At 37.3% G+C, this 18,487-nt stretch carries 35 protein-coding genes; 5 read left to right on the top strand and 30 right to left on the bottom strand.

Annotation, left to right across the window (positions count from 1 at the left end; all coding sequences use genetic code 11):
• Nucleotides 1-2 precede the first annotated feature (2 nt).
• The 22 genes from ACFX4X_RS03615 to ACFX4X_RS03510 form a co-directional block, all read right to left on the bottom strand.
• Nucleotides 3-239, bottom strand: a complete 237-nt coding sequence (locus ACFX4X_RS03615; RefSeq protein ID WP_377381642.1) for a hypothetical protein — start codon at nucleotides 237-239, stop codon at nucleotides 3-5.
• Nucleotides 233-1,705, bottom strand: a complete 1,473-nt coding sequence (gene terL / locus ACFX4X_RS03610) for a phage terminase large subunit (protein WP_377381639.1) — start codon at nucleotides 1,703-1,705, stop codon at nucleotides 233-235. The genes ACFX4X_RS03615 and terL overlap by 7 nt, the downstream gene beginning before the upstream one ends.
• A complete protein-coding gene (locus ACFX4X_RS03605) occupies nucleotides 1,668-2,165 on the bottom strand; it encodes a terminase small subunit (protein WP_377381636.1) in 498 nt (165 codons plus the stop codon). The genes terL and ACFX4X_RS03605 overlap by 38 nt, the downstream gene beginning before the upstream one ends.
• 6 nt (nucleotides 2,166-2,171) lie before the next feature.
• Nucleotides 2,172-2,354 carry a hypothetical protein gene (locus ACFX4X_RS03600; protein WP_377381633.1) on the bottom strand — a complete coding sequence of 61 codons (183 nt, stop codon included), beginning with the start codon at nucleotides 2,352-2,354 and terminating at the stop codon, nucleotides 2,172-2,174.
• Nucleotides 2,355-2,357: 3 nt separating this feature from the next.
• Complete coding sequence (locus ACFX4X_RS03595; RefSeq protein WP_377381630.1) at nucleotides 2,358-2,543, bottom strand: hypothetical protein; 186 nt, start codon at nucleotides 2,541-2,543, stop codon at nucleotides 2,358-2,360.
• Nucleotides 2,544-2,634: 91 nt separating this feature from the next.
• Complete coding sequence (locus tag ACFX4X_RS03590) at nucleotides 2,635-2,823, bottom strand: hypothetical protein (protein ID WP_377381628.1); 189 nt, start codon at nucleotides 2,821-2,823, stop codon at nucleotides 2,635-2,637.
• Nucleotides 2,824-3,218: 395 nt separating this feature from the next.
• Complete coding sequence (locus tag ACFX4X_RS03585) at nucleotides 3,219-3,851, bottom strand: hypothetical protein (protein WP_377381625.1); 633 nt, start codon at nucleotides 3,849-3,851, stop codon at nucleotides 3,219-3,221.
• Entirely contained in the window at nucleotides 3,808-4,236 is a 429-nt protein-coding gene (locus tag ACFX4X_RS03580; protein WP_377381622.1) for a transcriptional regulator, read from the bottom strand. The genes ACFX4X_RS03585 and ACFX4X_RS03580 overlap by 44 nt, the downstream gene beginning before the upstream one ends.
• Complete coding sequence (locus ACFX4X_RS03575) at nucleotides 4,237-4,644, bottom strand: hypothetical protein (protein ID WP_377381619.1); 408 nt, start codon at nucleotides 4,642-4,644, stop codon at nucleotides 4,237-4,239.
• Between the two features lie 3 nt (nucleotides 4,645-4,647).
• Nucleotides 4,648-5,079, bottom strand: coding sequence for a DUF1064 domain-containing protein (locus ACFX4X_RS03570; RefSeq protein WP_377381617.1), 432 nt, complete (start codon nucleotides 5,077-5,079; stop codon nucleotides 4,648-4,650).
• A complete protein-coding gene (locus tag ACFX4X_RS03565) occupies nucleotides 5,060-5,206 on the bottom strand; it encodes a BH0509 family protein (RefSeq protein WP_377381615.1) in 147 nt (48 codons plus the stop codon). The genes ACFX4X_RS03570 and ACFX4X_RS03565 overlap by 20 nt, the downstream gene beginning before the upstream one ends.
• A complete protein-coding gene (locus tag ACFX4X_RS03560) occupies nucleotides 5,206-5,763 on the bottom strand; it encodes a dUTP diphosphatase (protein WP_377381613.1) in 558 nt (185 codons plus the stop codon). Before ACFX4X_RS03560 ends, ACFX4X_RS03565 begins: the two co-directional genes overlap by 1 nt.
• A 3-nt stretch (nucleotides 5,764-5,766) precedes the next feature.
• Nucleotides 5,767-6,267 carry a sigma-70 family RNA polymerase sigma factor gene (locus tag ACFX4X_RS03555; RefSeq protein WP_377381862.1) on the bottom strand — a complete coding sequence of 167 codons (501 nt, stop codon included), beginning with the start codon at nucleotides 6,265-6,267 and terminating at the stop codon, nucleotides 5,767-5,769.
• Between the two features lie 136 nt (nucleotides 6,268-6,403).
• Nucleotides 6,404-6,871, bottom strand: coding sequence for a single-stranded DNA-binding protein (gene ssb, locus ACFX4X_RS03550; protein WP_377381611.1), 468 nt, complete (start codon nucleotides 6,869-6,871; stop codon nucleotides 6,404-6,406).
• A 3-nt stretch (nucleotides 6,872-6,874) separates the two neighbouring features.
• Entirely contained in the window at nucleotides 6,875-7,741 is an 867-nt protein-coding gene (locus tag ACFX4X_RS03545) for a DNA cytosine methyltransferase (protein ID WP_377381608.1), read from the bottom strand.
• A gap of 150 nt (nucleotides 7,742-7,891) precedes the next feature.
• The gene (locus ACFX4X_RS03540; RefSeq protein ID WP_377381605.1) at nucleotides 7,892-8,386 is read right to left on the bottom strand and encodes an HNH endonuclease signature motif containing protein; all 495 of its coding nucleotides are present in this window, start codon (nucleotides 8,384-8,386) and stop codon (nucleotides 7,892-7,894) included.
• Between the two features lie 12 nt (nucleotides 8,387-8,398).
• Nucleotides 8,399-8,653, bottom strand: a complete 255-nt coding sequence (locus tag ACFX4X_RS03535; RefSeq protein ID WP_377381602.1) for a hypothetical protein — start codon at nucleotides 8,651-8,653, stop codon at nucleotides 8,399-8,401.
• Nucleotides 8,643-8,912 (bottom strand): hypothetical protein, encoded by a 270-nt coding sequence (locus ACFX4X_RS03530; RefSeq protein ID WP_377381600.1) that lies wholly within the window; start codon nucleotides 8,910-8,912, stop codon nucleotides 8,643-8,645. The genes ACFX4X_RS03535 and ACFX4X_RS03530 overlap by 11 nt, the downstream gene beginning before the upstream one ends.
• A 144-nt stretch (nucleotides 8,913-9,056) precedes the next feature.
• Nucleotides 9,057-9,929 (bottom strand): DnaA ATPase domain-containing protein, encoded by an 873-nt coding sequence (locus ACFX4X_RS03525; protein ID WP_377381597.1) that lies wholly within the window; start codon nucleotides 9,927-9,929, stop codon nucleotides 9,057-9,059.
• The gene (locus tag ACFX4X_RS03520; protein ID WP_377381594.1) at nucleotides 9,835-10,650 is read right to left on the bottom strand and encodes a phage replisome organizer N-terminal domain-containing protein; all 816 of its coding nucleotides are present in this window, start codon (nucleotides 10,648-10,650) and stop codon (nucleotides 9,835-9,837) included. Before ACFX4X_RS03520 ends, ACFX4X_RS03525 begins: the two co-directional genes overlap by 95 nt.
• Before the next feature lie 126 nt (nucleotides 10,651-10,776).
• Nucleotides 10,777-11,493, bottom strand: a complete 717-nt coding sequence (locus ACFX4X_RS03515; RefSeq protein ID WP_377381591.1) for a BRO family protein — start codon at nucleotides 11,491-11,493, stop codon at nucleotides 10,777-10,779.
• 89 nt (nucleotides 11,494-11,582) lie between these two features.
• Complete coding sequence (locus ACFX4X_RS03510; protein ID WP_377381589.1) at nucleotides 11,583-11,798, bottom strand: helix-turn-helix domain-containing protein; 216 nt, start codon at nucleotides 11,796-11,798, stop codon at nucleotides 11,583-11,585.
• Nucleotides 11,799-12,011: 213 nt separating this feature from the next.
• Between ACFX4X_RS03510 and ACFX4X_RS03505 the strand changes: the two genes are divergently transcribed.
• The 3 genes from ACFX4X_RS03505 (at nucleotide 12,012) to ACFX4X_RS03495 (ending at nucleotide 13,128) form a co-directional block, all read left to right on the top strand.
• Nucleotides 12,012-12,230, top strand: coding sequence for a helix-turn-helix domain-containing protein (locus tag ACFX4X_RS03505; protein ID WP_377381587.1), 219 nt, complete (start codon nucleotides 12,012-12,014; stop codon nucleotides 12,228-12,230).
• Between the two features lie 61 nt (nucleotides 12,231-12,291).
• Nucleotides 12,292-12,492: a hypothetical protein gene (locus ACFX4X_RS03500; RefSeq protein WP_377381584.1), complete on the top strand. Its 201-nt coding sequence runs from the start codon at nucleotides 12,292-12,294 to the stop codon at nucleotides 12,490-12,492.
• Between the two features lie 174 nt (nucleotides 12,493-12,666).
• Nucleotides 12,667-13,128: a hypothetical protein gene (locus ACFX4X_RS03495; protein ID WP_377381581.1), complete on the top strand. Its 462-nt coding sequence runs from the start codon at nucleotides 12,667-12,669 to the stop codon at nucleotides 13,126-13,128.
• Between the two features lie 53 nt (nucleotides 13,129-13,181).
• On the opposite strand, the gene ACFX4X_RS03490 is transcribed toward ACFX4X_RS03495, so the two are convergent.
• The 7 genes from ACFX4X_RS03490 to ACFX4X_RS03460 all read right to left on the bottom strand — a co-directional run bounded on the left by ACFX4X_RS03490 (nucleotide 13,182) and on the right by ACFX4X_RS03460 (nucleotide 15,717).
• On the bottom strand, nucleotides 13,182-13,490 hold the full coding sequence (locus ACFX4X_RS03490; RefSeq protein WP_377381579.1) for a hypothetical protein: 309 nt from the start codon (nucleotides 13,488-13,490) through the stop codon (nucleotides 13,182-13,184).
• A 77-nt stretch (nucleotides 13,491-13,567) separates the two neighbouring features.
• A complete protein-coding gene (locus tag ACFX4X_RS03485) occupies nucleotides 13,568-14,194 on the bottom strand; it encodes an ERF family protein (RefSeq protein ID WP_377381576.1) in 627 nt (208 codons plus the stop codon).
• A gap of 74 nt (nucleotides 14,195-14,268) precedes the next feature.
• Nucleotides 14,269-14,841, bottom strand: a complete 573-nt coding sequence (locus ACFX4X_RS03480) for a host-nuclease inhibitor Gam family protein (protein WP_377381573.1) — start codon at nucleotides 14,839-14,841, stop codon at nucleotides 14,269-14,271.
• Nucleotides 14,838-15,029, bottom strand: a complete 192-nt coding sequence (locus ACFX4X_RS03475) for a hypothetical protein (protein ID WP_377381570.1) — start codon at nucleotides 15,027-15,029, stop codon at nucleotides 14,838-14,840. Before ACFX4X_RS03475 ends, ACFX4X_RS03480 begins: the two co-directional genes overlap by 4 nt.
• Nucleotides 15,010-15,312 (bottom strand): hypothetical protein, encoded by a 303-nt coding sequence (locus tag ACFX4X_RS03470; protein ID WP_377381567.1) that lies wholly within the window; start codon nucleotides 15,310-15,312, stop codon nucleotides 15,010-15,012. The genes ACFX4X_RS03475 and ACFX4X_RS03470 overlap by 20 nt, the downstream gene beginning before the upstream one ends.
• A 45-nt stretch (nucleotides 15,313-15,357) precedes the next feature.
• Nucleotides 15,358-15,546: a helix-turn-helix domain-containing protein gene (locus tag ACFX4X_RS03465; RefSeq protein WP_377381564.1), complete on the bottom strand. Its 189-nt coding sequence runs from the start codon at nucleotides 15,544-15,546 to the stop codon at nucleotides 15,358-15,360.
• A gap of 42 nt (nucleotides 15,547-15,588) precedes the next feature.
• Entirely contained in the window at nucleotides 15,589-15,717 is a 129-nt protein-coding gene (locus ACFX4X_RS03460) for a helix-turn-helix domain-containing protein (protein ID WP_377381860.1), read from the bottom strand.
• Nucleotides 15,718-15,971: 254 nt separating this feature from the next.
• Between ACFX4X_RS03460 and ACFX4X_RS03455 the strand changes: the two genes are divergently transcribed.
• Together ACFX4X_RS03455 and ACFX4X_RS03450 are read left to right on the top strand one after the other, a co-directional pair.
• Nucleotides 15,972-16,307 (top strand): helix-turn-helix domain-containing protein, encoded by a 336-nt coding sequence (locus ACFX4X_RS03455; protein ID WP_377381561.1) that lies wholly within the window; start codon nucleotides 15,972-15,974, stop codon nucleotides 16,305-16,307.
• 291 nt (nucleotides 16,308-16,598) lie between these two features.
• Entirely contained in the window at nucleotides 16,599-17,720 is a 1,122-nt protein-coding gene (locus ACFX4X_RS03450) for a site-specific integrase (RefSeq protein WP_377381558.1), read from the top strand.
• A gap of 63 nt (nucleotides 17,721-17,783) precedes the next feature.
• Here the strand turns inward: ACFX4X_RS03450 and ACFX4X_RS03445 are convergent, their stop codons facing one another.
• Entirely contained in the window at nucleotides 17,784-18,440 is a 657-nt protein-coding gene (locus ACFX4X_RS03445) for an ATPase, T2SS/T4P/T4SS family (RefSeq protein ID WP_377381556.1), read from the bottom strand.
• Nucleotides 18,441-18,487: the final 47 nt, after the last annotated feature.

The following is an 18,487-nucleotide window of genomic DNA, read 5'->3' as shown; positions in this document are numbered from 1 at the left end:
ACTCACCTACTTTCATTTGGACCATACACCCACTCATTAAATATGCTTGCCGTTTCCCTCTCCTGTTTAGCTTCGATAATGGGAGCAATAGGATTAGGAATCTTTGGTGTCTCCATTGTTGGTGGTTTCTCCTGTTTAGTTTCCATTTGCCATCGCAAACCAAGTTGTACTGCCTTTAACGTAAAAAAGCCCGTTACAATAGCCGTAACCGGAATACATACTGCTAATATGATTACCAAGACATATAGCCTCCTTCATTGTCATCATCCGTCCTGAACGCTGGATGCATAAGTGCTTTAGGTTCAGGCGGTAAATCAGCATAGTAATAAATGAATCGGTTTAAAGCCTGACTCATCGCGTCTACCTGATCATCATTCTTTCCTTTTGGGAAGGATGCACACTCTTCTACAAAGTCATGTACCCACTCTGCATGTCGTGGTAAATACACGTTACCTGATTCAATGTGAGGAGATACCGCGTTAACCCTTGCCACCTTACCACCTTCAGGCTTAACAGGTATCATTCCACCTATTTCCCTGTGAAGCATGGCAATAATAGCTGGACCATTTGCTTTATCCTCTACCAATCTGGTAACAGCTTGAGGATGTTTCTTGGCCATGTTCCTTATGGCTTGTAAAGTTGTTGGGAAATTCATTCGTGCTTTCAGATTATCAATCATGTACATATCTGCGTCACGTTTCCCCCATACTTGAATAGCTACAAAGTCATTATCATCTTCATCCTTAAATGTAGCATCCACACTCATTATCGTTGTCACCATCTCTGGTAACTTATCATAATACTGCCACCATTCACGCTTAAGGATATTCCCTGCTGCTGATGATGGTCTACCTTGATAAAGTGAGTTGAAGGAAGATGGATACCTTTTACGCTCTTCAATGAAGTTCTTACCGTATCGTTCAGGCCATAACGGTTCACCTTGAGCCCTGCCCAGTATGTCATTCTCTTCAGCTTCTAACGGGAAGTTATAGACTGCCCAGTTTAACGGTTGCCCGTACTCTGCATTTAACAACCTACCTTGTAGATCATCTTCATGCCAACGTGTAAGAATCAATATAACAATAGCACCTGGATGCAAACGAGAAGAAAAGGAGTCAATCCATTCATCCCATATCTTTTCCCTGTGCGTTTCGCTGTCTGCTTCTTCACGGTTCTTAATGGGGTCATCGATAATCATTAAGTCAGCACCTTGACCAGTGATACCCGATAACACACCGCGGCTAATCATACCGCCAATATTGTTATCTAATGCCCATTCATCATGCGCTGAACTATCTTTAGCAACCTCAATATCAAATAGTTCCTTGCCGAACTGCCGCACCTTTTCTTTATTCTTCTTCCCAAACTTACGAGCGAATGAGTCATTGTAAGATATCTCAATGATTCGGTCTTCTGGAAAGTGTCCTAAGTAATAGGATGGCAATGTCTCTGTGATTGTCATTGATTTAGAATGCCGTGGAGGCATGTTCAATGCAATGTATTGATTCTCTGTAGGAATCTCACCATCACGCATACGCTGTTTCTTATCGATAGCAGCTTGAATGATGTTACCAATGTATTCAATGTGCGGAGCTCGCTTGTATCTCCCTTGATGCGTATAGATAACATAATCCAGATAGCTTTTACGTGCTATGGCCTTTTGTACCTCATTCAGTGTCGGAAGTTTTAGAGAGGATAGTTTCAAGCTCCTTCAACTCCTCGACTGACAATTTACTGAGATCAGTTTGAGTTTTGATGTTATGTGTAGTTTCACCTGTGCTATGAACATTTTGTTTGTCTTCCCAGCTAAAATTGTTTTTCAGATTGAACATTACCCCTGTTGCAATTTTAGGCTGCCACAAACTTTCTTCAGCAAATGACTCAATTTTGTTCTTAGCTGCGCGTATCGTGTGAGAATATTCATCGTTGCGTTGTTCATAATCCAATAAGGTTCTTCTTGTGGTTTCTAAAAAAACTGCTAGTCCTGAAATGGTAAAGGGTTTAATGCGACGTGTAACCACTTCCCCATATCTATCTAACTCAGGTTTCCATTCTCCATCAACTCGATACCAAGACTCTTCAAAGCATGAATCAAAGTATGCATCTATTTTCTGTTGCAAATCTTCAACACTCTGAAACTTTAATGGTCTACCTACATTACTCATGTCATCTCACTTCCTCCTAATAGCTCCACCACGCCCACGCATATAGGTAGATGCTTTCATATTCATCAACTCTTCAAGATCCCTTTGACTTAACTTCTCTTTCTTCACGGGTTTTTTCTTTGGTGGTTCATCACGTTTCATCGTTTTCACCCCAACAAAAAAAGGCCACTCTAAAAGAGCGACCTTCATTTTTTATTCTTCTTTTTCTTCAACTTGGAAACTAACTACTTTATTCATATTGTAATAAAAATCTGTCTCATCGCATTTCAGCCAAACGCTGTTTGTTATCCGGGATATAACATTTGGTTTTGTATTCCCTTTAATATACGCATAGTCCCTGCTATTATCTTCTCTATCCAATTGCACCGTAAACATCATATTTCCATCTCTCCCTTCTGCCTAATTAATTCGACAGAAGGTACTATTTTCCTGCAAATAAAAAGCACCCAAATTAATGGATGCTAACCTTTTAGTATTCAACCCTATAAAGTACTACAGTATATAATTCATCGTTTCTTTTAGTTATTTGATGAACAACTAGGTATTGATTCTCACCTAATGTTAGCTCTGCTTCATCTATAAGTTTAGATATCGTATCCGCAAGCGATTCTTCTTTGTCTATCGCTATATCCCAAAGCATTTGACCAGATATATTCATTGTTGCTCCCCCCTTTCACCTACACTAATTCGACAAAAGGGACTATTTTCCTTCTTGTATATTCACTCTAAACTAGGCACAAGACTTTACAATCACTTCTATGTGTTGTGGATCATGTATTTCTGTATGCCTAGTTTACAAGGAATATGAAAAAGCGCCTACCCAATGGATAGACGGTTATGATATATATTCAACGAAAGACGGAATGCGTAGCAAACTTTTTGATATTTCTGAGGTAGATAATGTAAGTAAAAGGAAAAGGCGACCACATGAGTGAGTCGCCTTTTAATATCGAATTAGAAAGGAATCACCAATATCCCTTTCAATAAATTTGCATAATATCATAATATCATGGAATTTGAAGGCAAAAGTGACATGAAAGTGTCAATCTATTTCTACTCATTATTTTTACGGTTTTCAAGCTGTTGTGCTAGTTGCTCCAATTCAGATATTTTTTCATTTGATATCTTCATATCTTGTAGTATAGATTCATATACAGCTTGTTGTTTTTTATAATTTTCTCGAAGATCTTCATTTCTTTCTTTTAATTCTAATAAATCTGCCTTAGTTTCTAATAGAAAATTTCTTTTTGATGAATAAGTTTTCAGACCTAAACCTGATACAACCAAACCTAACGCAAGAAATGTTGCTATGTCTCCAAATTGCCCAAAAACATTGAATAAACTCGGAAACGTAATTAGTATTACAGGGAGTAAAAAGAAACAGAAAACCCCAAGGAAGATAAAAGTTAAATTGATAATTAAGTCAGTTCTAAAAAATTTAATTTTTAATAAATAGTAATCAGAAAAAGCGAAAAATAAACCCGCTAATGTTGCCCCTAAAAGAAACTCTTTAGGAACTGGTCGAATAGAATTTAAAGTCCCTAAAATCATTATAGAAATTCCAATGAAGAAAATTATTAATTCTGAACTTGCTTCCAACTCTGATTTCTTGTACTCAGTTCTTTCCTTTGGGATATCATCATCATCTCCACCCAAGGACTTCTGCCGTAATTTGAATAATTTCATCTCTCCACCTCATTGCTTGTCTCTTGCTAACATGTAGTTTACCAGCAATGCCATCCCATGTATATATTTGGGGTTTACTCCAAAATTTTAGTTCAATTAGTTTTCTATGGTCCTCAGGTAAACCTGTATAAACCTTCTCTATGGCGTTTGCTATTTCCTCAAGTTTAGTCAATCTTTTATGTGTTACTAACCTTGTACAAATCTGTTCAGTAGGAGATGAAATGTATGAGCTTCTTCCTCCACCTACATTCTCATCATCATTTTCCTTTGTAAACATGATGTTAGTCCGAAGGAATTGAATTTCTTTCAAAGTATCATGATAACTATATAACTCTGATTCTATGTGTTTAAAGGTTGGTTTTTTAAGTTTACTTGCTGTCGCCAATTAGCTTCCCCTCCTACTTGATCCATCCTCTATACTGATTCTCACTCGATATTTCAGAGCGTTTATCTCTTCTTTCGTACTTTCAAAAGCATTTCCCCAGCGTTTCATGTTCCCATATGCTTCTGCTTCTTCTTCCCTTAAATCGATTACGGCAAGCTCTGCCTCTGCTGCTTTATTCTTAGCTGCTGCAATATAAGCTTCTGCATGCGCTCTCTTCCTGCTGGCATACACTCGTTTGTACCGTTCTGCGAACTCAGCTGATAACTTCCCAATGAATATAAGCATTTTGGATAAAAGCTCTATACGTGCTATCTCCATCCCATCATGAGGGAGGACATCTAATTGCTTTTGATATTTGATGATTTCGATTAAATGGGTTTCTGTCCAATCCTGCTTAGGCTGGTTCATGATCTATCCCCGTTTCCATTCACCTTTTACTTTCTTCACCACGATCAACTCTTGTCCGTATTTCTTTTCCCACATCTTCTTAACCAGTGGGAATCGCTCGTTAGGATGTCCCTTTACGTCGACCACTTCTTCATAACCGTTCATGTATGTTACTTTGAAATCAGCTTTATAGGTCCAGGCTTGCCGGCTTTTCTTCCCTGTCCCATCACACGTGCTGCATTTAATCATCCTGGCAGTCTTAGGAGAAGGCTTTTTGCCCTCCCCTTTACATTTACTGCATCTTATCTTGAAAGACTCTAATAAGGTGTATTGAGGCTGTATTTCAATGTGCTTAACATCTGGATTATTAGTTAGGTACAAGTAGTATTCAGCCTCAAGTTGAGAATCGAATACTAACCCACCTGCGATCGTTTTCTTACTGTTGATTTTCCCCATTGTTTTCCCCCAGCATTTCACGGTAATAAAACTCTAATTCTTTATCACTCATTTTCTCGTAATAGTTTCTGCTATATCCTGTCATAGCTAACCATTCAATCATGGATTCACGTTCTTGTTCAGTCATCAATACCCCTCACTTTGACGTTGGTGATTGATTTTGTTTTTTTCAAAGTAGGCTTGTTCCACCTGTTCATCTGCAAAGCCAAGCATTTCACCCAAGTGATAGTAATAAGCAAACAGATCAGAGTATTCGAAATCTAAATTTACTATTGATGTAATATGAAATAACGTATTAAATTGTTGTGTTATGTTCGCTTCCTTATGGTATCCTCTTTCAATATCTGAATTAATCTCTTCAAAGTAATCACTAACATCAAGATCCATTTTTTGAGCAATTTCCAAACCGATTCCCAATACAAAGTGCAATCCGTCCACATATTCTTCAAGAAGAGGATTGTAATACACTTTATCTTCTTCCATCATCACTTGATTTTTTAAAGCCTTTGTCCTTGGTTTCTGGTCCGTACTCCAAAACTTAAAGCCGCGCCATTCATTAGCACATTCCCCAAGCTCCACCAGCAAGGCTAAAACCAATTTATCAAAACGATCTGGGCCTCTATAATTAAACAACCCAACTTTCTCCAATTCTTTTTGTGCATCAAATAATTTAGTTAAATTCATAATTCAAGCCCCTTTTCTCATTTTTTTGAGTGCATCGTTATAGGTCTTGTTTAAAGATCTACCTTTGCCTTTGCTCCCTAAGATTTCTGCGATTTCCTCAAAGTTGTAATCCAGAAGGAATAAATCTACAATTTCCCTTTGCCGTTTGGTCAATGTATTAAGCAAATTCTCTAAAGTGATTTTCTTTATTACGTATTTCTCAACGTTAGTAGGACTTTCAAGCAGATTGATTAAGTCCAATCCTTCATTAACAAAACTCCAACTAATTTCATTTCTTTGATCACGCTTTTCTCTTTCCAAATTTCTAATAAACTCACAAAATTTATTCTTGATAGCCACAAAAGCAAAACTTGAAAATGCCTTTCCTTTACCTGGCTTATAACTTTTGATTGCTTCGAATACACATGTCCGTCCTATCTGCAAAAAATCCTCTAAATCCATCTTGTACACTTCACTTATCCGTCTAATGCTGCCGAATACTGTTTGAAAACAATTGTTTATCATACGATCGAATAAATTCCTGTTTAACATTTCCTCGACTACCTCCCTCAAAAGAGAAGGGGGACAGTCAAAGTCAAATTTAGTTATTGCTTCTAATTGTTTATTGGTAGCCAAGTATGTTTTCATATAGGCCTCCTCATTAAAACGGAAGATCGTCGTCTGAGATATCGATTGGTGTACCGTCATTAGCAAACGGATCATCATTTCTCATATAATTGCCCTGTGAGCTGTTTTGTTTGTTACCAGAAGTATTTGTATTCCCTTGACTGTTACCACCTGTATTTTGGCTCCTAGGCTCTAAAAACTGTACCGATTCTGCTAGTATCTCAGTTACATAGACACGCTTCCCATCTTGCCCCTCATAGTTACGGGTTTGGACCTTTCCATCCACTCCAGCAAGTGAACCTTTCTTTAAGAAATTCGCTGCATTCTCAGCTGGCTTTCTCCATACGACACAATTTATAAAGTCCGCTTCTCGCTCTCCCTGTTGATTGGTAAAGCTTCTATTGACCGCCAATGTAAATGTAGCCACCGGCACCCCATTAGGTGTATAGCGTATTTCCGGATCTTTTGTAAGCCTTCCAACTAAAACCACTCGATTCATCATTATTCATTTTCCCCCTAGTCTTTTTGCTATTTCATTAATGACATTTACCGTCACTGAATTTCCTGCTTGTTTATATAATTGACTATCGGAATTAACCTCTGCTGCTTTATCGAATGCCCAATCTGGAAATCCTTGTAATCTCCAACATTCACGAGGTGTAAGTTTTCTGATTCGGCCATCTGGTAGCTGTACACAAGGTTGACGGCCCCCTCCTTGCATGGTATCTAAACATTCAATACTACTTTTAACGTTGTATGTCAGCCAATACCGACGATAGTTGTTAGCATGAGCAACTCTAACTATAGGTACACCAGTCTTTTGATCTGATCTTCTGATAGGAAATACTTTTCTTGTACCTCCACCTCTAATATGTCCAATAACGAACACTCTTTCCCTGTTTTGGGGTACACTGTACTCTCTACTATTGATAACATCCCATTCAACATCGTACCCACATTCATCCAATTCAACGAGAAGTTTAAGGAAGTCTGTCCCTCCATTAATACTAAGTAAGTTTTTAACGTTCTCAATAAATAGGGTTGAGGGTCTATTTTCTTCTTCTGTATCTCTAATAAGTCTTGTAGTTGCGAAAAACAAACTGCTACGACTTCCATTGAATCCAAGCATCTCTCCTTGAATTGAGATATCTGTACAGGGGAATCCAAAACACCAAGCGTCAGCTCTGGGAATTTCATCTGCTCGAACTTTTCTGATGTCATGCGCAGTCCACTCTCCTTCTGTATTATGAATAGTTTCATAGCTTTTCCTTGCAAATTTATCCCACTCTACATAGCCCACGCATTCATGCCCTGCTTGCTCCATCCCTAATCTAAAACCGCCAATACCGGCGAATAAGTCTAAAAATTTCATATCGTTCCCCTTTTCGTTCGGTCCCCATTTGACGTATTATTATAATTGGGTTATTTGCGCTATTTTTTACCAAAGATAATAAAGTCCACCCTGTTTGGTTTGCTATCCAGTACCTGAACCACTTGTAACAATGCTCCGTCCACATCTTTTTCAGTCTTGATTAAGACGTATCGTTTCACGGACCTTCACCTCTTCTTTTAGCATGAATTCCTCAAATGCCTTATCCGTGGTGTTAGGTATTAAATTCTGTTTCCATAAGTCAAATTTATCAGCCCAGTACCATTCTCCGTAACTCTGGGTCCGTTCTCTTCTTAGTTGATCCGTGAAAACTCGATTTCTATGAGCTAGTCCATGATGTTCCTTACACAGAGGTATTAGATTTCTGTATGTTCCTCTACCTTGCTGCGAACGGAAACAAATATGATGCATTTCAATATAAGAACTGAAGCAATAAGCACAGTTATGACCATATAGCCCAATCACTTTTTCATATTCCTTTTTACTGATGGATCCCCTTACCTTAGCTGGCGGAATAGTTCGACCTTTGAACGTTTCAAGCTTCTTTCTTTTCTTCGGCTTACGTTCTTTATATCTCGGCTTCTCTTTACGTTTTGAAACTGGTTTCGGTACTGGTCGAAATTCCATTTGCAATCCACCTCACCAGAATTTATTTAAGTTCTTGTAATATTCGAATTCTCCACTTTTTCTTAACTTTTTTAGATTTTCCGCTACTGTCCCACGTGTTCTTCCCAATGCCATAGCTACAGTTTCCAACTCATCAATGGATTCATATTTACAAAGATATTCTTTATCTTCTTCACTCCATGGCTTTCTTTGATTCTCATGAAGTTCTGGGTTGAATTTAACACGTCCGCAGTCATCGTATTCCACTTTGATATCTTCAATTTGCATCTTTACCAACTCCCAGCAGCCCTTTTAAATCCCGGTCAATAGTAAGCAAAGCTATTTCAACTGTAGGACGGCAAAAGTGCTGAGAAAGCTCTAATACAGTGGCACCTTCATTGAACATCCGATCAAATTCAATGACTTCCGATTCATCCCAATACCAATCCACATCTTCGTCCTCTAGCATGATGTAAAGGTTATGGCGCTTGTGGTACAAGTACTTCTCTTCTGTATTCTTGATCACTCTGTTTTCCATATCTCTCATGACGCTCCCTCGCTTCCTTCAGGATTTTTTCAAGCTGAGGTTTTCTCGTCGTTTCCCAATTGCCTTTATTGCATTCGCAAGGCTCAATTAACCACATTCCATGCACCACACTTCCAACCTTTCCGTTTCCTTCGCAAATGCACATTATCTTTGGTCCTTCCCCTCTACTGGATATAGAAATCCTTTACACATTCCTTTCAGCCTACTTGCTGCAGCTTGTCCGATTTTATCCGATAGCGTTTCTATGTCCTCGTTACTGCTGAAAATAACTGGCTTGCCTTGTTTATATAACTCATTGAAGATCTGATAATATAAATCTTCTCTTGGCTCAGTCCATTTCAGTTTTCCGAGATCATCCCATATAACAAAGTCCGCATAAGCTGTAACACTCGATAGGATGTTATTGAAAGATTCCCCTTTATCGTTGTTAAACTTTGCTGTCATTAAATCTTGGATGAATAAAGGGTCACTAACTACCTGGACTCTATAACCACTCTTCAGCAGAAATTTAGCTGCGCTTATCGTTAAATGGCTTTTTCCGATTCCATAATTATTGTGTTTGCGCTTCAAATCGTTTCTAGCGTTAGGATCACCTATATTTTTAATGCGCTGCTCTCCGAACGTTGCAATGAATCCGAATGACGGGCCTTTAAACTTTTCTTGTTTGCCATCTTTCCATGTAGGTTCTGGCTTTTGAGTTGGGAAGTTTTTTAAATACTCTACAATCTTGGTTAGCATCAGATCGTGAACATCTTCCCTCATCACAAAGTTTTTGAAAGTGTATTCTTCGTACTCTTCCGGAATTGTCGCGTTTTGGTACCTAATTCGCATTTTAATGGCTTCCTGGCACTTACACTCTCTTGCGAACTCATAACCGTTTTTAAGGTACATTACGAAGCCCATACCGTTACATTCAGAGCATTCACCTTTGTTCGTAGTTGAATTCTGGTGGTTCAATGTCGTATTGCCTGCCGTTCGTTCTTGGAGTTTGTTTAAAACTTCTTGTATCTTGTCCAAACTGCCCGCCCCCTTCTTCAAATCCATCAATGAATGAATCGTTGTTTAAGAATGTCGTAGGGTGCTTGATGAATTGCTTTTCTGTATTCTGGACTTGCTGTGCATATTTTTGTGTACCAGACAATATAGTTTCTAGAGAGTGGATCTTAGAAGCTGTCTTGAACGATTTCAAGGCTTTCTTCTTATCCACTTTCCTAGGATAGATATTCCAGAATTGCTCAAACTCGTTTGAGTAAGGGGTATTCTTTTTATCTTTTTCTTTATCTAGTTCTATATCTAATTCTTTATCTAGTTCTAGAGCGTTACTTTCTGTTACTGTAACGTTACAAGATGAGATACTTTTTGCTTCTCGATGTTTAGCAACCCTCTGTCTTGTCTGTTCTCTGATTTTCTCAAGCCCAGCAACGTTTTGGTGCTTTTCCCAATTACAAATACTGATGAAATTGTTGTCTAATATTTCAATCATTCCGAACTGTTTGAGAGTACTTAATGCTAATCTCACTGTCGCAAGCGGACGATTAAAGATAGTCGCAATCATCTCATCTGTGAACGGAATGTTCTCATTAAGATAAATAAATCCTGACGCATTTGTCTTACCTGCTTGAGATAAAAGCTTCACCCATATAATTAAGATCGTGTCTGCTTCTGGCAGCGACTCAATCAATTTAATTTTTTCATCTTCAAACATATGAGTGCTTAACCTTATCCATTTAACATCCATGTAAACACTCCTTACTGTGTATTTCGAACGTACGCTCTTGTAGCCAAATATTTTTATTTGGTATATAATGGCCACAAGAGCATAAACTTATAAAAACATTTAAAACCCGTCTAGTTGTTGGAGCAACTAGGCATTTTTTTGTTCTAATCCATATAACCTGATTAAGAACTCTCTTCCTATCTGTGTAAATCTCCGGTGGTAAATCACCTTTCCGTTATCCAAAACATCTTGCTTTATCTCAACATAACCCTTGTCAGCATATTTGCTGTAAAAAACCCATGTTCCATTTTGCTGAAATTGAAGCTTACGAGTTTGCAAGTTTTTATTTAAAGCGATAGCAGACTTGAACCCTAACTCTTTAGCTATTTCTGTGGCTGTATAGGTTTTGTTTACGTGAGTTAGAATACTGACTGTAGTTTCTGCTTCAACCCGTTTTACTTTTTCTTCTTTTAAGGCTGTAAGCAATCCAATCATGTAGTCTGGATCATGTAAGGTTCTTTCAAGTACATCGTCTGTCATGAAAACACCATGTTTTCTAATAGAAGGGAGAACTTCCTTAGTTACCCACTTTTTAAACTGTTGAGCTCCTTTTAAGCGAGAACCAAATATCAAAGCGTATAATCCACTTTCATTTATCAAAGTCATTTTTTGTGAGCCGCCAAGGGTGTCGAGTGAATCTACTCCCTTATCATCTTCATGAACGTGTGTGGAAATTGCATCACGATTATTTTTGAAACCTAATATTGATGCTGCATCTTTCCCCACAAACCATATTTCTTCTCCTTTAACAACTGTACGGACTTCGTTTTCCCCGTAAATAAATACCTTTTGCAATTGATTCACTCATTTTCCTCCTTTAATTTATTTCATGTCCCTTACTCCAACTCACCCCTTTCAATAGATAATAGGCGCGAAAATTCAAAGTCGCGCACTTAAGCTTCTTTCTTTTCTATATAAAGTAAATCTTGAATGTCGCAATCTAATTGCTCGCAGATCGATTCAACTAAACCAGAATCTAAACGAGTATGCAGCCCGATTGCAAAGTGTCTGACAGTAGCATAGTGGTAGCCAGTCAGCTTAGATAGTTGAGTGTATGACTTAACGCCACGCTGCGCCATGATGACTTTCAAGTTGTTACGGATAGGCATTCATTTCCCTCCCTTCCGTTATTTACTACTTTCATGATTAAATTTTACACTATTGTAGTAAATTAAGCAATGAATATTCCCTACCTTTGTAACTATTTTATTAATCTTTGTATTAACTTTTTCTCATTTCAAAATAAAATGTTGCATAAAAGTGTTAAAAAGTTATATACTAATTATAAAATTACACACTTTTATGGAAAGGTGATATGAAAAATGATTAGAAATCGTTTAGCAATTGTCATGGCCGAAAGAAATATAAAATCAATATCTGAATTACACCGGATGATCCAGGAGAAAGATATGACGATTAGTCGTCGTACATTAGACAAGTTCTACAACAACCAAAACAATAATATTTCTTACGATACTTTAGAAACATTGTGTACCATCTTAGATTGTGAACTTCATGAGCTGCTTGTACTTCACAAATAGTGTTAAACAAATGTATTAATAACGTATTACGTAAATCCAAATCATAAAGGAGCGAACCAAAATGCATATCCGTAAAGATTCTTCTAAACCAACAACTACTATCTCACTTAATCCATCTACTCTTTCCAAGATTGAAGATTACCGCTTTAATACTCGCAAGAACAACCGCAGCCAGGCAATGGAAGAAATCATGTTGTATGGTTTCAAATACCTGGAACTGTTGGAGAAAAAGAAAGCAAAGAGGTTGCTTAGTGAATGCTGAGCATCCTCTTTTTTTTGTTGACGTATTACGTTTGACAGAGTGTAACTTCCCTTAACTAATATGCCGTATGAGAATTAGTTATCGCTCACTTTATTCGGACTGTGACATAAATATTTAGATCTTCCAGTATTAACTTTCTCCAACTACGAATAATAACTTTTAGGAGGTAGTTAAATGAGAAAATTCATTTGTGTATTTGTAGCTTTACTTGCTATCGGCACTAATATATTGCCAGTTCAAGCCGAAAAAAACCATCAACATAATTCTAAAGGACAGGAACAAGTCTTTGATAATTTTTTCCTTCAACTTTACCAGGATGAAATTGTCACAGCAGTAAAGGATTATTATAATGATGACTCAATAAGAATAGGATATGATTGGTGGGACAAGAATTACGATGTTGTTGAATTGTTACAGAGTGAAAAAGGACGAGAATACAGCCATAGCTATATTTTAAAATTTACTGTATTAACCTACTCTGCATATGTTCCAAAAGAGAAAACAAAGTATTTAGGAACTGATACAATAACTCTTGGTGTGGATCCAATTTTGAATAATAAAGAATTCAATCCGAAGGATCAACCTGTTGTTAAGTTTTTAAATTATCAACACAATAATCCTCCAAAAGAAAAATAAAGGTGATGGGCACTATTCCGTCGCCTTTTTATCGCACAGTTTGTGTCTCCCGTTCACGATTTCATTGCTAACTCTGCTATACGCCTTTGTTTTCTACGTTTTATAGATTGAGGCGTCCTTCCTAATTTTGTAGCTAACTGATAGGTTAGTATTTCCCCTGCAATACATCGATCAATATAGCTTAATTCCTCATCGCTCCAAATTTGACGCTTCTTCTTTTTAACTTTAGTTTCAAATTTTTGCACTGATACAAAATCGCCGCACTTCGGACAAAACTTTCGATAACCGCGGCCAATCGGTGTTAGCAACAGGAAGACAAAAACACAGTCGGTACAAATGAATTGAGGGGATTTATCGTTCATCATTCATCACCATATTTGTAATAAATCCAACACCCAAAACTAAGATATAGAGCAAAAAGACATTGATAATCAGCATACTAAGCCCCCTTTCTTTCTAATGATTTATTAAGAAGAGCGATCGCCTTACTTGCATCCTCAACTGAGTACCATTCCATATCCTTTTTAAAGCGCGTTTTAAGGATTTTATAGGCTTCCTCCGCAGAGATGCCCTTATCAGCTGAAACGTCCTTTAATAGCTTGTTAATAAGGTTTAATTGCTTTTCAGAAGCTAAAGGCTGTTGACCACCTGTGCTTTGTTTTTGAGATGCATTATCACTCGCTTCGTTTCCGTCATCATCAACGTCACTGACTATTCCGAATGCAGCTGATAGCGAATAACGTTTGGCATACGTTAGGGCAGACCCTACACCTTGAGCTGTCTTTTTATCGAGTGGAAGAATAAACGGATCAAACTCGAAAAACTGACCACTTGAGTGAAACATGATTGTTACTACACCAATGCCATTTGCGTCACTTACTGGCATTTGTGTGTAAGATAGGCCGTGTTTAGGAGCGCATTCATTTATTGCCTTAACGGTACCGTCCAGCGTTACATACTTGGATTTGAAATGAGGGTTACTCCCATCCTTCTCAGGCTGTTTTACCTCAGATTGGAATGCAGCTAAAGCCTTGGCGATCTCCACGATGTTTTCAGAAGTTTTCATACTGATCATCCTTTCGTGTTATAATGTGTGCGAATATGTTTTTCAGAGGCAGAATAGATGGCAGTCTTTCTGTCTCAATCCAATTTCAAATCAAATTTTTCTGGACGTTCAACAACTTTTACCCCAGGAATAAGTTGACCTTGTTCGTCAATCAAAACACCCTCATGAGCTGTAGATTGTTTCTTAATACCTTCCCAATCAAGAGACTCCTTCACTTTAATAAACCCATTTTCCTTTGCATAATTCATCAGCAATTCATCATCCTTTTTGAACTCAGGTTGCTGTTTTTTTAATGAGATTTTCCCATAAGGCAATGAAATAGTTTTCTTAGGTTTCTTTCCTGAATCAATTTGTTTTTTGACCTCTTCACGCAAATACATTTCCAGATGAATAGAATAGTGAGCCTGTTTTTCGATAAACTCTTTCTTAGCTTCTTCACCCCAAGATTTGACTTTTTCAATCTTATCAAGGAATGGCGCAATTTGTTTTTCGATTATAGCGTCAATTTCTTGTTTGCGATCTTCAAAATATGAAATTCTGTGGTTAGCTTCTGTTGCTGTTTCTAAATCAGTTACGGCAAATACCTGTTGAAAATCTAACTCTTCACTTTGGTTCATTTCTTCTAATAAGTTTTCTAATGGTTTCATGCTAAAATCCCTCCTATTTTGATTCCATCCATTTCATGAATATTGGCAAAACTTTTTAGCTCACGCTGTAATACATCCCAATCGGTTTCTGGAAACTTATCGGACAGTGTATCGAAGTTCGGGAGAAATCCTTGATAGTAACAGAAGCATAGGAAATAGAAAATTTGGTCATCTGAGTTTGGATTCATCAATCCACACATCCTCTTCCATGAATCTAGCAGCATTTTCTGGTGGTAAATAACTAAAGCAAAAGCGAATGGTATCATTATCTACTACCAAACTATCTGTTTCTTGGACATTAACAGACAACATTTCAGCAAGCTCTTTCGCCTTGCTCTCTACATCATTTTTAAACACCGGTTTGAAATCATTAGTTTTTTCAAATTGTGTAAAGTGAATATTTACATAAGCATTTTTATCCAAGGCTTCTGAAACCAATTCCATTATTTTTTCCTTTGTTTGTTGATCCATTTCTTTTCCTCCTCCACTTTTTTGTGTGCGGATTTTAACGTTGCATCAGCTCACATCTTTTTTCTTTTCTAGCCAATTAAAGAAATCCTCACGATTTACATACTTTGAACGACGGATACGGATTAAAGGAAACCCGTTTTCATCCATAATTTCATATGCTACTCGCTTGCTAATCCCTAAAATTTTGGATAGGTCTTCTGCTGTTAAAACCATTGGGTAGTCTTTTTTTTCCATTTTTTATCCTCCTTTTTAGTTGAACTATAACTCAACAACATCTTAAAAAAATAGATTGTCTAAAGAACAATCAAGAGCTTTGGCTATTCTAGCGACTAGTTTCAAGTTAGGCATACCTTCACCTTTTTTAATTTTTCTCAGATGACTTACGGAAATGTTGAGTCTTTCGATAAACTCTTTATGGCCTAACCTCTTCTAGTTCAATAACCTTCGTTTTGTTGACCAATAGTGAAACATTTCCTCCGTGATGTTTCTTTATAATTCAACTATTACACATAGTATACACGGAAGTTGAATTATAAGTCAACAAGTAAATAGTAAATAATCCTAATTAACTTTTGTGCTGAAAATTAAAGTTGATGTATTGCTCAATTTTAGACATAATAAAGGGTGGAGTTATCGTTGACTTAAAGGGGTGAATGTTAATGAATGGGTATGGAGAAAAAATAAAACTATACCGAAAATTAAGAAGCCTAAGCCAAGATGAATTAGGCTATAAATTAGGAGTAACTAAATCCTATATCTCAAAGTTAGAAAACGAAAAAACACCATTAAGTTTAGAAACGCTCGGCAAGATAGCAGAAATTTTATCTGTAGATCCAAAACAATTAATAAACAACAAAATACAAGAACCATCGGAAGAATTAAAAGAAGCTGGAGCAGAATGGATTATCTTAGGTAAGAAAATGGAAGAACAGGGCATTACACCAAAACAGATAGAACAATGGGCGAAGATAGTAAAGGCTTACGAAAAAGACTAAATTTCGGGCTATCTTCACCCGTTTTTTTGTTCCCATTTTTCACTTGTCGATTATTGTCATAAAAAGTTTGGTCTCTAGGAAAAAATACCCCGCGTTTACGTTAGCTATAGTATACTAAAGTAGTATCGAATTACAAACATACGTTCCTATTTGTGTTCTCATTTAATTTTAGTATACGGGGTGTCGTTCGTTGAAAAATATCATCTATGTTCCAGAGCTTCCTGCCGGTGTGATTATTGAAACAAAAGCAAACTTTCTTGTCGGGACAAACCAAAAAGGAGTTGTTCAAAAGTGAAAGGTTATGTCCGCAAGAGGGGAAATAAGTGGAGTTATACCGTTGATGTTGGAAAAGATCCAATTACAGGAACTAGAAAGCAAAAGACTAAAAGTGGATTCAAGACAAAAAAAGAAGCTGAAAACGCACTTAATCAACTGGTTTATGAGTTGAACAAAGGCGAATGGATTGCTCCCAAAGAAATATTGTTAGGGGAATTTGCAGAGGAATGGCTCAAAAGTTATCGTCATCAATTAAGAGATACCACTGCCGAACAATACGAAAACAAAATAAGGAACTGGATAGGCCCTCTTATAGGAATGTATAAGGTTCAGGAACTAAAACCTATTCATGCACAAGTGTTTTCTGGAAAGTTACTTGAATCACTAAATGAAAATACCGCTCATAAAGTGTATTCGATAACCAAACTCATTATTAACCATGCTGTTAACTTAGAGTTAATTAATAAAAACCCTTTTAACAATCTTTCTTTGGTCAGGGAACAAAAAAGAAAAGTTGTGACCTGGAGCTTCGATGAATTAGAACACTTTTTGAAGGTAGTAAAAAACCATCATACGTTTTATTACAGAATTTTTGTTACTGCAGCTTATACAGGAATTCGTAAAGGAGAACTTTTAGCATTGACGAAGGATGATATTGATTGGGAGAAAAAACGAATAAGGATATCCAAGAGTGTTTCAGAAACAAAAAAAGGTGTTCAACTTGGGGAGCTGAAAACACCTTCTTCTCATAGAAATGTGGCTGTTGATGATTTCCTAATCTCTATTTTAAAGGAACAAGTCATTAAAAACAATGAGATGAAGTTAAAACTCAGTGATTCTTACAATGACCAACAATTAATCTTTTGTCATGAAGATGGCGTTATTTTTAGACCATCCAGCTTAAACAGAATCTTTGGTCGTTATATCGAAAGATCTGGTTCACCCAAAATTAGGTTCCATGATCTTCGACATACTCATGCCTCCCTTTTATTAGAGTTAGGTGTAAACCCTAAAATTGTTTCTGATCGCTTAGGTCACTCGTCAATAAAAATCACACTCGATACGTATTCTCATGTCTCTTTAGACTTACAATCAGACGTGGCTGACGTCTTCTCAAAAAGAGCAAGAAAAGTCTAATGTGGTCAAAATGTGGTCAAGCCTAAGATTGAAAAGCTGTAAACCCTAATAAAACAGCATTTTTTAGGCAATGACCATGATCACATCGGGATCATGCCTTAGCACAGCTTTTAGTCCGACAGAATAAGTAATGCCTGCCTTTTCATTGATTTGGACTTGCAGTACCTTTTCGGATACATTTTCAATGGGATCTTCAAGTGAAATGATATTTCGATTGATCATCTCATGGGCATGATGAAGTAGGGAATATAGTGTGGTGGTTTTTCCACTTCCGGTTGGACCGGTAAATATGAGCATGCCATGGGAATGCTTCAAAAGTGCAATCAATTTTTGAACGGTGTTTGGAAATAAGGATAACTGTTCTAGAGGAAGGATATTCTGTTGGGGTATTAAGCGGATGACCAAGCTTTCAAGATAGGCAGTGGGTAAAGTGGAAAGGCGGAGTCCAACCACTTGGTTAGCCAAATTGATGGTGATAGCACCACTCTGTGGCCTCCTTTTCTCGCCTATATCCATTGCGGCAAGGAACTTCAAATGGGCTATCAGCCTTTCAGCTTCAAAGAATGATATGGTTTCCTGAGGAACGAGCTTATTGTCTATCCTGAATTGGATGAGGGGCCCCTCCCTGCGAAAAAAAATGTGGATATCCGAAGCCGATGACCGTATGGCACTGGTAAGTATTTTTTCTGCGGTCTTTTCAATCGATATCAAAACATTCATCACCTCCTATGTTTCTTGTGGATGAATTCGACAATCCACGACAAATT

This window comes from Peribacillus sp. YIM B13481 (genome assembly GCF_042787985.1).
GTDB lineage: Bacteria > Bacillota > Bacilli > Bacillales > DSM-1321 > Peribacillus > Peribacillus simplex_A.
Note: the sequence above shows the minus strand (reverse complement) of the source record. Positions and strands in the feature narration are given on the sequence as shown.

Excerpts from the sequence above, each read along its gene's own strand:
- ACFX4X_RS03605 (WP_377381636.1), bottom strand. The coding sequence starts at position 2,165 with ATGAGTAATGTAGGTAGACCATTAAAGTTTCAGAGTGTTGAAGATTTG.
- ACFX4X_RS03600 (WP_377381633.1), bottom strand. The coding sequence starts at position 2,354 with ATGAAGGTCGCTCTTTTAGAGTGGCCTTTTTTTGTTGGGGTGAAAACG.
- ACFX4X_RS03595 (WP_377381630.1), bottom strand. The coding sequence starts at position 2,543 with ATGATGTTTACGGTGCAATTGGATAGAGAAGATAATAGCAGGGACTAT.
- ACFX4X_RS03590 (WP_377381628.1), bottom strand. The coding sequence starts at position 2,823 with ATGAATATATCTGGTCAAATGCTTTGGGATATAGCGATAGACAAAGAA.
- ACFX4X_RS03585 (WP_377381625.1), bottom strand. The coding sequence starts at position 3,851 with ATGAAATTATTCAAATTACGGCAGAAGTCCTTGGGTGGAGATGATGAT.
- ACFX4X_RS03575 (WP_377381619.1), bottom strand. The coding sequence starts at position 4,644 with ATGAACCAGCCTAAGCAGGATTGGACAGAAACCCATTTAATCGAAATC.
- ACFX4X_RS03570 (WP_377381617.1), bottom strand. The coding sequence starts at position 5,079 with ATGGGGAAAATCAACAGTAAGAAAACGATCGCAGGTGGGTTAGTATTC.
- ACFX4X_RS03565 (WP_377381615.1), bottom strand. The coding sequence starts at position 5,206 with ATGACTGAACAAGAACGTGAATCCATGATTGAATGGTTAGCTATGACA.
- ACFX4X_RS03560 (WP_377381613.1), bottom strand. The coding sequence starts at position 5,763 with ATGAATTTAACTAAATTATTTGATGCACAAAAAGAATTGGAGAAAGTT.
- ACFX4X_RS03555 (WP_377381862.1), bottom strand. The coding sequence starts at position 6,267 with ATGATAAACAATTGTTTTCAAACAGTATTCGGCAGCATTAGACGGATA.
- ssb (WP_377381611.1), bottom strand. The coding sequence starts at position 6,871 with ATGATGAATCGAGTGGTTTTAGTTGGAAGGCTTACAAAAGATCCGGAA.
- ACFX4X_RS03545 (WP_377381608.1), bottom strand. The coding sequence starts at position 7,741 with ATGAAATTTTTAGACTTATTCGCCGGTATTGGCGGTTTTAGATTAGGG.
- ACFX4X_RS03540 (WP_377381605.1), bottom strand. The coding sequence starts at position 8,386 with ATGGAATTTCGACCAGTACCGAAACCAGTTTCAAAACGTAAAGAGAAG.
- ACFX4X_RS03535 (WP_377381602.1), bottom strand. The coding sequence starts at position 8,653 with ATGCAAATTGAAGATATCAAAGTGGAATACGATGACTGCGGACGTGTT.
- ACFX4X_RS03530 (WP_377381600.1), bottom strand. The coding sequence starts at position 8,912 with ATGAGAGATATGGAAAACAGAGTGATCAAGAATACAGAAGAGAAGTAC.
- ACFX4X_RS03520 (WP_377381594.1), bottom strand. The coding sequence starts at position 10,650 with ATGGATGTTAAATGGATAAGGTTAAGCACTCATATGTTTGAAGATGAA.
- ACFX4X_RS03510 (WP_377381589.1), bottom strand. The coding sequence starts at position 11,798 with ATGCCTATCCGTAACAACTTGAAAGTCATCATGGCGCAGCGTGGCGTT.
- ACFX4X_RS03505 (WP_377381587.1), top strand. The coding sequence starts at position 12,012 with ATGATTAGAAATCGTTTAGCAATTGTCATGGCCGAAAGAAATATAAAA.
- ACFX4X_RS03500 (WP_377381584.1), top strand. The coding sequence starts at position 12,292 with ATGCATATCCGTAAAGATTCTTCTAAACCAACAACTACTATCTCACTT.
- ACFX4X_RS03495 (WP_377381581.1), top strand. The coding sequence starts at position 12,667 with ATGAGAAAATTCATTTGTGTATTTGTAGCTTTACTTGCTATCGGCACT.
- ACFX4X_RS03490 (WP_377381579.1), bottom strand. The coding sequence starts at position 13,490 with ATGAACGATAAATCCCCTCAATTCATTTGTACCGACTGTGTTTTTGTC.
- ACFX4X_RS03485 (WP_377381576.1), bottom strand. The coding sequence starts at position 14,194 with ATGAAAACTTCTGAAAACATCGTGGAGATCGCCAAGGCTTTAGCTGCA.
- ACFX4X_RS03480 (WP_377381573.1), bottom strand. The coding sequence starts at position 14,841 with ATGAAACCATTAGAAAACTTATTAGAAGAAATGAACCAAAGTGAAGAG.
- ACFX4X_RS03475 (WP_377381570.1), bottom strand. The coding sequence starts at position 15,029 with ATGAATCCAAACTCAGATGACCAAATTTTCTATTTCCTATGCTTCTGT.
- ACFX4X_RS03470 (WP_377381567.1), bottom strand. The coding sequence starts at position 15,312 with ATGGATCAACAAACAAAGGAAAAAATAATGGAATTGGTTTCAGAAGCC.
- ACFX4X_RS03465 (WP_377381564.1), bottom strand. The coding sequence starts at position 15,546 with ATGGAAAAAAAAGACTACCCAATGGTTTTAACAGCAGAAGACCTATCC.
- ACFX4X_RS03455 (WP_377381561.1), top strand. The coding sequence starts at position 15,972 with ATGAATGGGTATGGAGAAAAAATAAAACTATACCGAAAATTAAGAAGC.
- ACFX4X_RS03445 (WP_377381556.1), bottom strand. The coding sequence starts at position 18,440 with ATGAATGTTTTGATATCGATTGAAAAGACCGCAGAAAAAATACTTACC.